The 13425-nt window shown below is 70.7% G+C and carries 4 protein-coding genes; all 4 read right to left on the bottom strand.

What is annotated here, in order from left to right; genetic code table 11:
* On the bottom strand, positions 1-2881 hold a 2881-nt coding region (locus tag HUA76_RS27960), incomplete at its 3' end, for an amino acid adenylation domain-containing protein (protein WP_174462569.1).
* 111 nt (positions 2882-2992) lie between these two features.
* Positions 2993-7363 carry a type I polyketide synthase gene (locus tag HUA76_RS27965; RefSeq protein ID WP_254614538.1) on the bottom strand — a complete coding sequence of 1457 codons (4371 nt, stop codon included), beginning with the start codon at positions 7361-7363 and terminating at the stop codon, positions 2993-2995.
* Between the two features lie 20 nt (positions 7364-7383).
* A complete protein-coding gene (locus HUA76_RS27970; RefSeq protein ID WP_174462571.1) occupies positions 7384-8676 on the bottom strand; it encodes a glycosyltransferase in 1293 nt (430 codons plus the stop codon).
* A 41-nt stretch (positions 8677-8717) separates the two neighbouring features.
* Positions 8718-13403, bottom strand: coding sequence for a beta-ketoacyl synthase N-terminal-like domain-containing protein (locus tag HUA76_RS46530; protein WP_371823531.1), 4686 nt, complete (start codon positions 13401-13403; stop codon positions 8718-8720).
* Between the last annotated feature and the right edge of the window lie 22 nt (positions 13404-13425).

Consider the following 13425-nt stretch of genomic DNA (forward strand, 5'->3'; position numbering starts at 1 on the left):
AGGCGACGAGATAGGCGACGAGGCGGGGAGCGGAAGCATCCTCGCGAAGGACGACGACGGCATCGGAGACGCCGGGAGCGGCGAGGAGCGCGGCCTCGATTTCACCCAGCTCGATGCGGAAGCCGCGCAGCTTGACCTGGAAGTCGGCGCGGCCGAGGTACTCGAGGGAGCCGTCAGGCAGCCAGCGAGCGACGTCGCCGGTGCGGTAGAGGCGCGCGCCGGGGATGGCGGAGAAGGCGTCGGGGAGGAAGCGCTCGGCGGTGAGAGCGGGACGGCTGAGGTAGCCGAGGCCGACCTGGACGCCGCCGATGAAGAGCTCGCCCGGCACGCCGACGGGAGTAGGGAGTCCGGTGGCGTCGAGGACGTGGAGCTGCGTGTTGGAGACGGGGCGACCGATGGGGACGAAGTGTCGGGAGTCGCCCCGGGCGCAGTGCCAGAAGGAGACGTCGACGGCGGCCTCGGTGGGGCCGTAGAGGTTGTGGACCTCGGCGGAGGCGGGAAGGAGGGCGTGCGCGCGGCGGACGAGCTCGGCGGGGAGGGCCTCACCACTGCACACGACGCGACGAAGTCCGGAGAGCTTCTCGACACCCGGCTCCTCCAGGAAGGCACGGAGCATGGAGGGGACGAAGTGGAGCGTGGAGACGCGCTGCTCGGAGATGAGGCGAACGAGGTAGGCGGGGTCCTGGTGCCCACCGGGCTTCGCGAGGACGAGGCGAGCGCCCGTCATGAGGGGCCAGAAGAACTCCCAGACGGAGACATCGAAGGAGAAGGGCGTCTTCTGAAGGACGGTGTCGTCCGGGGACAGGCCGTACTGCTGCTGCATCCACAGCAGGCGGTTGACGATGCCCGAGTGGGAGTTGATGGCGCCCTTGGGGCGGCCCGTGGAGCCGGAGGTGAAGATGACGTAGGCGGGGGCGTCGGGCCCGGCGAGGAGCGGCAGCGAGACTCGGGAGTGGACTGCGACGTCGTCCCACTGTGAATCGAGGCAGAGCACGCGAGAGTCGTGCTGGGGGAGGGCGGACTTCAGGTGCTCGTGAGTGAGGAGCACGGGGGCCTGGGCATCGTCGAGCATGCCGGCGAGGCGCTCGTGGGGATACGCGGGGTCCAGGGGAACGTAGGCGGCGCCGGACTTGAGGACGGCGAGCAGCGCGACGACGAGGTCGAGGGAGCGCTCCAGGCAGACGCCGACGAGGGAGCCCGGGCGAGCGCCAAGGGAGCGCAGGTGCCACGCGAGCTGGTTGGAGCGTGAGTCGAGCTGCGCGTAGGAAAGAGCAGAGTCCTCGAAGCGGAGGGCCTCCGCGTCGGGAGTGCGACGAGCCTGGGCTTCGATGAGTGAGTGCAGGCACACGTCGCGCGGGAAGTCGTCCTGCTGGCCCTGGAAGTCGGAGAGCAGTTGGAGCTGCTCCTCCTGGGTGAGCAGGGGCAGCTCGGACAGACGGGCGTCGGGGTTGGCGGCCACCGCGCCGAGCAGCGAGTAGAAGTGCCCGCGCATCCGCTGGATGGTCGCGACGTCGAACAGGTCGGTGTTGTATTCGAGCCAGCCGAAGATTTCGTCCGGCCGGTCCTCGCGCAGCTCCAGCAGCAGGTCGAACTTCGCCGAGCCCGGGTCCACCAGCAGATAGGTGGACTGCAACCCCGGCATCGACAGGTCCTGGCGCGGGGTGTTCTGGAAGCTGAACATCACCTGGAACAACGGGTGACGGCTCAAGTCACGCGGGGGCTGCAGCTCCTCCACCAGCTTCTCGAAGGGCAGCTCCTGGTGCGCATACGCGGCCATGCACACCTCCTTCGCGCGGCGCAGCAGCTCGCGGAAGGTGGGGTTGCCGCCCAGGTCATTGCGCAGCACCAGCGTGTTGACGAAGAAGCCGATCAGCGTCTCCAGCTCCGGCACGTTGCGGCCGGCGATGGGCGAGCCGACGGTGATGTCCGTCTGTCGCGAGTGCCGGTGCATCAACGTCTGGAACGTGGCCAAGAGCGTCATGAAGAGGGTGGCCCCCTCCTGCTGGCTGACCTCCTTCAGCGCACGCGTGAGCGCGACGGGGAGCGTGACGAACTGGCGGGAGCCCCGGTACGTCTGGCGCGCCGGGCGCTGCCTGTCCGTGGGCAGCTCCAACGGCGCTGGCAACGTCTTCAGGTGCTGCTTCCAGAAGTCCAGCTCGACGCGCAGCCGCTCACCCTGCATCCGCTCGCGCTGCCACTCCGCGAAGTCGGAGTACTGGATGACGAGCTCGGGAATCGCGGGCGCCTGTCCCGTGACCTCCGCCGCGTAGAAGGCCATCAGCTCGCGGACGAAGACACCCAGCGACCAGCGGTCCGTCACCAGGTGATGCATGGTGACCAGGGCCACGTGGTTGTCGGGCCCCAGGCGCAGCACCTTGCCGCGCAAGAGGGGGCCTCGCGCCAGGTCGAACAGGCGCTGGGACTCCTCGCTCGTGCGGCGCTCCACCTCCTCGTCCTGCTCCGCCTTGCCGAGCCGGGAGATGTCCTCCACTGGGATGGTCAGCAAAAGCTCCGGCACGACGACCTGGATGGGGAGCCCGTCGTCCCTCGCGGCGAACACGGTGCGCAGCGACTCGTGGCGTCGCACCACCTGATTCACACACCGCTCCAGCAGCGGGACGTCCAGCACGCCGGTGAACTGCACGGTGATGTGAACGTTGTAGGCGAAGGCCTCTCCGCCCTCGAGCTGGTCCACCACCCACAGTCGCTGCTGCGGGAAGGAAGCCGGTGCGGGCTCCGTTCCGGCGCGACGCGGAATGGTCCGCTCGAGCGCCTGCGTCGTCGTGGCCTGGAGCTGCCCCTTCTTCTCCTTGAGGAGCAACTCGTACAGCGCGCGCTGCTTGGGAGTGAGCTTGTCGAGATTCTTGGAGCTACCGCTCATTGCTGGACTCCAACTTCGGTGCCTCCGCGACCCGGGGGGACCAGGGCGGAGGAGAAGGTTGCGGGGGGCCGATGACGTGTCCTGCTCGGCCCGGCTGAAATTCAGTGCGGGCTAGCGCGAGCGTCGCGCCAGCTCGGCTTCAATCTCTTCGTCGCTGAGGTTGGACAGCTCCTCGAGCGCGGCTTGACTGGCGGCCTCTTCGAGCGCGGTCTGGTGGTCGGCCACCAGCTTCGCGAGAGAGGCCACGGTGGCGGCCTCGAAGAGCTTCGCCAGGGGAATGTCGAACTCGAACTGGGTGCGCAGGCGTCCGGCCACGCGCGTGGCCAGCAGCGAGTGGCCTCCCAGGTCGAAGAAGTTGTCGTTGAGGCCCACGGAGTCCACGCCGAGGACTTCCTGCCAGATGGCCGCGAGCTGTTTCTCCAGCTCGCTCGCGGGCGCCACGAAGGGCGTCTTCGCGCGACGCGGCTTGCCGGCCGCCCGCGCACCCGACGTGGGCTGGGACGTGTCGCGCTGAATCCAAAGCCTCCAGCGCTGGGCCAAGTCTCCGGTGGCGACGATGACGTGTCCATCCACGCCGAGCGTCACCAGGCGACGGACGGCCTCGGCGCCTTCCTGGGGCGTCATGGCGTACTGGTCCATGCTGGTGCGCACGTGGGTGTGCTTCGTCTCTTCCGGCCACGGGTCCCACGACGCGCTCACCCAGCGAGTCCCAGTTCCTCCGGAGCGGGCTTGAGCGAAGGCGTCCATGAAGAGGTTGGAGGACGCGTACGTCAGGTAGCCGAGACCACCGAGGACCGCGGCGTTGGACGAGAAGAGCAGGGCGAAGTCCACCGAGCGACGGCTCAGCACCTTCTCCAGCGCATACGTGCCGTAGACCTTCGGGCCGAACTGCGTCTCGGACTCGCCCCGACCAATCTCCGTCAGCGGGTTGTAGAGCGACGGGCCGTGGGTGACGCCCGCGCAGTGGAGCACGCCATGCAACGCGCCGAAGCGGGCCTCCACCTGCGTCACCGCCGCCTCCAGTTGTTGGGCGTCCGCGACGTCCGCGCCCACCACCATCACCTGCGCGCCGCTCTGCTCCAGCTCCCGTACGCGGAGGATGCGCTGGGCCACCGCGTCAGTCTCCGGGTGCGTGGCCAGATACGAATCCCATTCGGACGGCGCCGGCAGGGTGGTCCGGCCCAGCAGCGCGAGCCGTGCCTTGAGGGTCTGCGCCAGGTGCCTGGCGAGCATCAGGCCCACGCCGCCAAGGCCTCCGGTGATGAGATAGACGCCCTGCTCGCGCAGCGGCGCGTGCGCCTCTCCCGAGGGCTCCAGGCGGAGCGGCGAATGGGTCTGCGTGAAGCGCTGGTTGGCGCGCCACGCGACGACCGCGTCACGCGTGCGTTGACTGAACTCGGCCAGCAGGCGCTCCGCGAGCTTCTCCACGCCCGCGCTCCGAGGCTCGGGGGCAATCAGGTCGATGCAGCGCGTGGTGACGTGCTCCTGCTCCTGCGGAATCACCTTGCAGGGCCCCAGCAGCGTGGCCTTCTCCGGGAGGGCGGTGCCCTCGCCCGCAACGTCATGCAGCCGGTCCGTCACGACCTCCAGCCGCACGGGGCGGGAGGTGTCGCCCTGGGCGAGCGCCTGCCCCAAGTGTAGGAGGCTGTAGTAGCCCGTGTCCTGGACCTTGCGGAACAGCTCGGGCCCCGGGAGGTCCTCGCCCGACGAGGCGAGGCTCCACAGGTGGACCACCACGGACGGGCTCAGCTCCTGGTCCGCCAGGTCCTTCCACAGCGTGGCGTAGTCACCGCGCAGACGCGGGTCGAGCGCGTAGCGGCGCGCGGCGTCTCGCATGAACGCGCTCCCCTGGCGCACGCTCACCACGTCCTGTCCTGACTCCTCCAGTCGACGGCACAAAGCCTCGCCGACGCCCAGCCCATCCACGAAGACGACCCAGCAACGACGCTCGGCCAGGGCCTTGCGGTCCAGGGCCACGGGCGCCGTGCGATGCCAGGCGGGCACGTGGAACCAGTCCGCCATGTCCACCAGCTTGCCCTGCGGCACCTGCGCCTGCGTGGCCTCGACGCGCGTGCCCGGAGCCACCCAGTAGCGCTGGCGCTCGAAGGGGTACGTGGGGAGCGGCACGCGGCGCAGGACACGGCCCTCGCTCACGGCTTCCCAGTCCACCTCCACGCCCTCCAGCCAGAGCTGGCCCAGCGTGCCGAGCACCGCCACCGGCGCGGGCTGGGTGTCTCCAGCCGCGGGCAGGCAGCCTCGCACCGAGCGCGTCCCGGTGCTTCCCGCCAACGCGCGCGCCCGCTCGACGAGCGGCCCCGTGGCCCCCATCGCGAGCACGACTCGAGACGGCTCCTTCACCAGCTCACGAAGCGCGTCGTCCAGGCGCGGCGCGCGGCTCGCCGCGTCCTTCCACGTCTCCGGTCGAGTCGCCTCGGCGGCGGTGAGCAGGACACCCGTGGAGAGAGAGTAGAGCGGCACTTCCGCCGCCTTCAGCGTGGAGGCGCTCGGTGACAGCTCGCGGCCCTCGCCTCGGGCGACCACCAACGAGAGGGCTTCCTCCAGCGGGAGCGTGCCCGCGAGGCTCGCGGCGATCCACGCGCCCGTGCCCTCACCGAGCATCGACTCGGGCTGAACGCCCCATGACATCCACAGGCGCGCCAGGGCATACGGCTCGACGAAGCGCGCGGCGGCGCTCACCGGGCCGGAGCGGCTGGGACGGCTCCCGTCCTCCGGATACAGCACGGCGCGCAGGTCCACGCCGAGCCGCGACTGGAGCAGCTCCGCGCAGCGGTCCACTTCCGCGCGGAAGGCGGGCTCCGAGCGGTACAGCGATTCCAGCGGAGCCTCCGCTCCGGCGTCGGAGAAGAGGAAGGACACGGGGCGGTTGCCCGTCTCGTGCGTGCCCGAGAGGACGCGCTGGGGCTCCGCCATGCGCAACACGCGCACGGCATCCTGCCCGTCGCGAGCCACCACTACCCGACGGTGCGCATGGGCCTTGCGGCCCACCTGGAGCGTGTACGCCACGTCCGCCAGCGCCTGTTGCGGCTGGGACTCCAGGTGCTGCGCGAGCCGAGCGGTGGCCGAGTCGAGCGCGGTGTGGCTGCGCGCGGAGAGCACGAGCAACTCCCACGGGCGTCCGGTCGAAGCCGACGGCGCGGGAGGTGCTTCTTCCAGGACGATGTGCGCGTTGGTGCCGCCAATGCCGAACGAGCTGACGCCCGCGCGCCGGGGCGTCCTGCCGCGCGGCCAGGGCTGCAGCGCGGTGTTCACGTAGAAGGGGCCGCTGTCGAAGTCGATCTGCGGGTTGGGGGACTCGAAGTGGAGGCTGGGCGGAAGCTGCTGATGCTTCATCGCGAGGATGGCCTTGAGCAGGCTCGCGCTGCCGGCCGCCGCGTCCAGGTGGCCCACGTTCGTCTTCACCGAGCCGATGGGCACCGTGCGACGGCCCTTCGCCTTCGCGCCGAACACCTTCGTCAGGGCGCGCAGCTCGATGGGGTCTCCCAGCGCGGTGCCGGTGCCGTGCGTCTCCACGTAGGAAATCGTGTCGGCGGAGACTTCCGCCGCGGCGAGGGCGTCCTTGATGACGGTGGCCTGGCCCTGCACGCTGGGCGCGGTGAAGCTGGCCTTCACGGCGCCGTCGTTGTTGATGGCGGAGCCCTTGATGACCGCATGGATGGTGTCGCCGTCGGCCAGCGCGTCCTCCAGGCGCTTGAGCACCACCAGACCGATGCCGCTGCCGAAGATGGTGCCCGCCGCCTTCGCATCGAAGGCGCGGCAGTGGCCGTCCGGCGAGGCGATGCCGCCGTACTGATACAGGTAGCCCACCTTCTGCGGGACGTTGATGGCGACGCCGCCCGCGATGGCCATCCGGCACTCGTCCGCGAGCAGGGCCTGTCCCGCCAGGTGCAACGCGACCAGCGCGGTGGAGCACGCGGTGTGCACGGAGTACGCGGGCCCGCGCAGGTTGAGGCGGTGAGCGACGCGCGTGGTGAGGAAGGCCAGGTCATTGCCCAGGCCAATCTCGAACGGGTCCAGTCCACCCAGCGCGGCGGGGTTGGAGAAGAGGTTGAAGACGTACGTGTCCGTGCGCGCGCCGGCGTACACGCCGATGCGGCCCTTGTAGCGCTCGGCGTCGTAGCCCGCGTGCTCCAGGGCCTCCACGGCGCATTCCAGGAAGACACGCTGCTGCGGGTCCATCACCTCCGCTTCCTTGGGGGTGACGCCGAAGTAGCCCGCGTCGAAGAGGTCCGCGTCCTCCAGGACGGCGGCGGCCTTCACGTAGTTCGGGTCCGAGCGGATGGCGGCCGTGTCCAACGCGCTCGCCTCCAGGTCCGCGTCCGTCAGGAAGCTGATGGACTCCACGCCGTCCCGCAGGTTGCGCCAGAAGGCCTCCAGGTCGCGTGCTCCCGGGAAGCGCCCGGCCATGCCGACGATGGCGATCTCCAGTCCCGTGGTGTCCGCGTTGGAAGAATCCGTGGCCATGTCTCTCTCCAAAGTCCCGCTCAAGTTTCGACCTTCCTCGCCCGCTGCTGCTTCAGCGCCATCCGCCGGCGCTGTTGCCGCCCCTCGTCATCCGCGTCCGCCTCGTTCTCGGTGCCCGAGTCCGAGGCGAGCCCTACTCGACGGACCAGGTCCTCGAGGAGGTGACGCGCCTTCATCGTTCCGTGCTCCGCGCGGAGCTGCTCGCCCAGCCGCGCCGCTGCCGCCTGGAGGTCCGCGCGAGCGTGCACCGTGCTCAGCGCGTCCCCGAGTCGCTCCGCGTTCAGCTCCCCGATGGGAAGCGCCGCGGCTCCACAACCCAGCTCCTGGACGACCTCGCCCCAGGTGAACTGGTCATACGTGTGCGGCACGACGACCTGCGGGACGCCCGCCCGGAAGGCCGCGCCCGTGGTCCCCGCGCCACCGTGATGCACCACGCACGACACCCGCGAGAAGAGCCAGGCGTGCGGCACCTGTCCCAAGGCCCTCACTGTCGACGGGAGGGCGCGCTGCCCCAGTCCGCTCCAGCCGTGCTGGATGAGGGCCCGTCGTCCCGAGCGCACCGTGGCCTGTACCAGCGCCTCCGTCAGCGCCTCCGGGTCCGCGTGCGTCATGCTGCCGAAGGTGATGCAGACGGGAGGTTCGCCCTCCGCGAGGAACGCGGCGAGCTCCGCGTCCGGCGTGAAGCCCGGCTCATCGAGGAAGCAGTACCCGACGGTGTGGTGGTGCGGCGGCAGGTCCGCGGCGGGAGGCCGCACGTGCCGGCTCAGCGCGGTGAGCACGAGCTGATTCGACAGGCCATCCACCAGCGGATTGTCGAGCGGTGGCAGGCCATGTGCTTCGCGCAGGGGATTGACCAGTCCGCGCACGGCCGCCTGGAAGGCCGGGCCGCCACCACCGCTGCCGCTGTGCTCCACCAGCACCGTGACGAAGGGCAGGTGCGTCAGGTCATGCACCATGCGCGCTGCGGGCTGGACGCGCCCGCTGATGAGCACGTCCGCGCCCCGACACGCGGCGCGCAGGTCCTCGAACATGCGGGGCAGTGACTCCACGAGCGGCTGGAAGAGCTGGAGCATGCCTCCGGCGGAGTGCACGACGTCCGGGCTCCCCATCATCGCCTGGGTGATGCCGCTCTGCGCCGCCCTCAGGTCGGGACCCACCGGGATGAAGTCGAGGTCATGGAGCTGCGCGAGCGCGCGGTACGAGGGCGCGGCGGCGAGCACGGGCTGATGGCCGTGGCGCTTCAGCTCGACGGCCAGCGCCACGAAGGGCTGGATGTCGCCGAGGGTTCCGAAGTTGGTGAGGATGGCTCGCATGGGGTGAGGGCGCGGGGAGGTCGAGGCGGAGCCGCGACGACTCAGTCGCCGTCCTCCGGCTCTTCGTCGTCCGCGCGTCGACGAGAGCGCTGACGCTGGAGGTTCTGTTTGCGGCGCTGGACGGTGGACTCGCGCTCGTCGGCCTCGCTGTTCGCCGAGCCCGGTCCCGCCTCGGGAGGCTGGAGCAACGCCGCGAGGGCCTTCACCGTGACGCCTTCGTAGAGGCTGGACGCGGGCACGCTGACGTTGAGCCGCCGCTTGAGCCGGTCGCTGAGCTGCACGGCGATGAGGGAGTCACCGCCCAGCTCGAAGAAGTTGTCCTGGATGCCAATGGGCGCCACACCCAGCGTCTGCTGCCACAGGTCCGCCAGCGTCCGCTCCATGTCCGTCGTGGGCGCCACGTAGGCGCTGCGCAGGTTCGACGGCCGAGGATGCTGAGGGCGCGCCGCGGGCTCTTCGCGGAGCTCCTCGGACACGGAGGCCCGGGAGCCCGAAGACTGGCGCGCGGCCACGTCATGCGTGGACACCACCAGCCAGGGGCCCGTGGCATGCGCGAGCGCGCGGCTCAGGGCCTCCGCGCCTTGCTCGGGAGAGAGCGCCAGGCGGTCCAGCGCCTCGCCACGTGCGCCCGGGTGCGCGCCGTAGTCCTCCACCTTCACCACGTCCCAACCCAGGCTCAACCACCGCCGGCCTTCATGTGACGCGGCCTGGGCGAAAGCGTCCTGCCATGCGCTCGCGGCCGTGTGCGCGACCGTGGCCATGCCGCCGAGCACCGCGGAGATGGACGAGGCCACCACGCGGAAGTCCAGCGCACGCTCACCCAGCACCGCGTCGAACAGGGCCAGCCCTCGCGCGCGCGGGTCGAAATGCCAGGCGCTCTCCTCGGGCCCCGTCTCGGAGACGAGTCGCGCCACCTGGTCTTTCGGGAGCCACGCCGCATGCACCACGCCGTGGAGCGCACCGAAGCGGGCCGCGGCCGTGTCGACGGCCTCGCGCAGCGACTCCTGCCGCGTCAGGTCGGTGGGAAGCACCACCACCTCCGCGCCCAGGGACTCCAGCTGCCGTGCCCGGCGGATCCGCTGCGTCCAGGCCTCGGTCTCACCGTGACTTGCGACGTGAGCGTCCCAGGTGTCGCGCGGCGGAAAGCCCAGCGGCTCCAGGCAGACGAGCTTCGCTCCTGGCGACAGGCTGGCCAGCGCGCGCCCATTCATCGCGCCCAGACCGCCCAGCCCATGGACGAGCAGGTACACGCCACCGGGGCGCGCGCTCGGGTGGGGCGTGGGGGCATCGGGCAGCGGCAGCGGCTCCAGGGACTGGACCCAGCGATGCGGACCCCGCAGCGCCACCACCGTCTCCACGGGCACCGAACGCAGCTCCGCGCGGAGGGCTCGGAGTCCGGTGGAAGAGAGGTTCGCCGCCGGACCCGTCACCACGTCCACGTGATGGAACCGCAGGCTCGGATGCTCCTGCGGAATCACCCGGCAGGGGCCGAGCAGCGTGGCCTTGTCGGCGCGGAGCGACTCGTCGCCTGTCACGTCGTGGACGTGGTTGGACACCACCCAGACGGTGCAGGGCCGCTCGGGCGCGAACTCGACGAGCGCCCGCGCGAGCGCGACGAGCGTGAAGTAGCCGCTCGCCTGGACCTGCGCGAAGGACGCGGGGACATCCGGAGTCAGGCTCCAGAGATGCAACACGGTGTCGGGGAGCCTGCCCGCATCCCGCAGCGCACCGAGGAGCGCGCGCAGGTCCGGAAGCGAGCCCGGCGCCACGGTGTAGTCCCACTCTCCCGTGCGACTGAAGCCCGCACCTGGCCGCACGCGGAGCACCATCCGCTCCTCGCCGGGCTCCGGAGTCAGCAGGGCCTCGGTGGGAGACGACTCGTCCTCGAGCACCAGCCAGACGCGCGGGTGTGTCGCCTTCGCGGTGCGCCCGGGAGCAAGCGGCGCGCGCTTCCACGAAGGGGCATGGAACCAGCGCTCCATTGGCGCCTGGGCGAGCGGGACCCCGAGCGTCTCGGTCGTGACGGGCGCGGCCTCGGCGTGCGGCTTCGTGTCGGGCTCCACCCAGAAGCGCTGTCGCTCGAAGGGGTAGGTCGGCAGCGGAAGGCGATGGCGACGCTCCTCGCCGTGGAAGCCTCGCCAATCCACGGTGACGCCGGCCTGCCAGAGTCCGCCCAGCGTCGTGTACGCGAGCGGCGGCGCGTCCGTGGCCACGGTGTCCTGCGGCGTGGGCATGGAGGCGAGCACCGGGCGTCCCGGGGTGGTGTCGGGATACCGCCGCGTGAGCCGGCTGAGCACCTGTCCGGGTCCCACCTCCAGCACGACGCGCTTCGGGTCGGAGAGGAGCGCGTGCAGTCCATCCGCGAAGCGCACCGCGCCACGCAGGTGCTGGGCCCAATACTTCGGGCTCGTCGCCTGCTCCGTGGTGATCCACGTCCCGGTGACATTGGAGACGAAGGGCAGGGTGGGGGGCCGCAGCGTCACAGCCGCCGCGCGCGCGGTGAAGGCCTCCAGGATGGGGTCCATCATCGCCGAGTGGAAGGCATGAGACGTGACGAGCACGTGGCTGCGTACGCCCGCCTCATCCAACTGGCGCTTCAACTTCTCCACGGCCTCCGTCGGCCCGGAGGCGACGCACTGCATGGGTGCGTTCACCGCGGCGAGGCTCAGCTCGGTGCCGAGATAGGGACGGACCTCGTCCTCGCTCAGCGGCACCGCCAGCATGGAGCCGGACGGCAGCGACTGCATCAGCCGGCCGCGTGCGGCGACCAGTTGAAGCGCGTGCTCCAGGGTGAAGACACCCGCGAGGCATGCGGCCACGTACTCGCCAATGCTGTGACCGAGCATCGCCGCGGGCTTCACGCCCCAGGACATCCAGAGCCGCGCGGTGGCGTACTCGAGGGTGAACAACGCGGGCTGTGTGAACTCCGTGCGCGCCAGCGTCTTCTCGTGCTCCGCGGGCTCTCCCGACTTCGGGTACATCACCTCGCGCAGGTCGCGCCCGGCCAGCTGCGCCTTGAGCAGCTCGGCGCAGCGGTCCACTTCGGCGCGGAAGACGGGCTCCGCGTCATACAGCGCGCGCCCCATGCCCACGTGCTGCGAGCCCTGGCCCGGGAAGAGGAACGCAACCGGGCGCTCCACCGCGTCCTGCGCCTCCGTGTGGACGCGTGCATCCCCTGTCGTGGAGAGCACCTCCACCGCGTCGCCCACGCTTCGCGCGAGGACGAAGCGTCGCTGCGCGAAGCGCTGGCGTCCCGCCTGGAGCGTCCAGGCCACGTCCGCGAGCTTCGCGTCGGGCTGGGACTTCAGGGCCTCGGCCAGTCGCTTCGTGCTGGCCTCCAGCGCGGAGGGCGTGCGCGCGGACAGCGGCAGCAACTGCCACGCGCGACGCGAGGCCGCGCTGTCGAGCGACCGAGGCGCCTGCTCCAGCACCACGTGCGCGTTGGTGCCACCCACGCCGAACGAACTCACGCCGCCGCGCCGGGGCAGTGCGCCGGCGGGCCAGGGCTTGAGCGTCGCATTGACGTAGAAGGGACTGCCGTCGAAGTCGATGGCCGGGTTGGGCCGCTCGTAGTGAAGGCTGGGCGGCAGCTCTCCGTGCTTCACGGCCAGGGCTGTCTTGATGAGTCCGGTGATGCCGGCGGCGGCGTCCAGGTGGCCGACGTTGCCCTTCACCGAACCCAGCGCGCAGAAGCGCCGCCGCTGCGTGGAGGAGCGGAAGGCGCGCGTGAGGGCCTCCACCTCGATGGGGTCTCCCAGGGGCGTCGCGGTGCCGTGGGCTTCCACATAGCCGATGGAGTCCGCATCCAGTCCGGAGGCCGCGAGCGCCTCCGCCACCACCTGGGACTGCCCTTCGATGCCCGGGGCGGTGTAGCCCGCCTTGAGCGCGCCATCGTTGTTGATGGCCGAGCCCTTGATGACGGCGTGCACCGTGTCGCCATCTCGCACGGCGTTGCGCAGCTTCTTCAGCAGCACGACGCCCGCGCCGCTGCCGAACAGCGTGCCCCGGGCCTTCGCGTCGAAGGGACGGCAGCGGCCATCCGGCGACGCCATCCCACCCTCGGCGTGTCGGTAGCCATGGAGGAAGCTGACGTTGACGGACGCTCCGCCCGCGAGCGCCATGTCGCACTCGCCATTGAGCAGGCTCTGGCAGGCCAGGTGCACGGCCACCAGGGACGTCGAGCACGCGCTCTGCACCGCGTGGCTCGCGCCCCGGAGGTTCAGCTTGTACGAGACGCGGGTGGCCAGGAAGTCGGTGCCGTTGCCGATGTTGACCTGCACCGGCTCGACGGACTCCAGCACGCGGGGATTCCGCGCCAGGTTCATCAGCAGATACGTGTTGAGCGTGGCCCCGCCGTACACGGAGATGGCGCCCGGGTAGTCGCGCGGCGAATAGCCTGCGTGCTCCATCGCCTCCCAGCAGACCTCCAGGAAGACGCGGTGCTGTGGGTCCGTCAGCTCCGCCTCACGCGGAGGCATGTCGAAGAAGGCGGCATCGAACGACTCGGGCTCCGGCAGCACCGCCGCCGCGCGCACGAAGTCGGGGTCCTCCACCAGCTCCGGAGCAACTCCCGCCGCGAGACACTCCTCGGGCGTGAAGAAGCGGATGGACTCCACGCCGCCGCGCACGTTCGCCCAGAACTCCGCCGTGTCGCGGGCGCCAGGAAAGCGCCCGGACATGCCGATGATGGCAAGGTCCGCGTCGTCGATGTCTGCTGGCTGCTTCACGTCCACGTCATCCACTCCTTGA

The organism is Myxococcus sp. CA056, from assembly GCF_013336715.1.
Taxonomy (GTDB): domain Bacteria; phylum Myxococcota; class Myxococcia; order Myxococcales; family Myxococcaceae; genus Myxococcus; species Myxococcus llanfairpwllgwyngyllgogerychwyrndrobwllllantysiliogogogochensis.

Bases quoted from the DNA above. Each gene is read 5' to 3' on its own strand.
- HUA76_RS27965 (WP_254614538.1), bottom strand. From the start codon at position 7,363: ATGGCCACGGATTCTTCCAACGCGGACACCACGGGACTGGAGATCGCC.
- HUA76_RS27970 (WP_174462571.1), bottom strand. From the start codon at position 8,676: ATGCGAGCCATCCTCACCAACTTCGGAACCCTCGGCGACATCCAGCCC.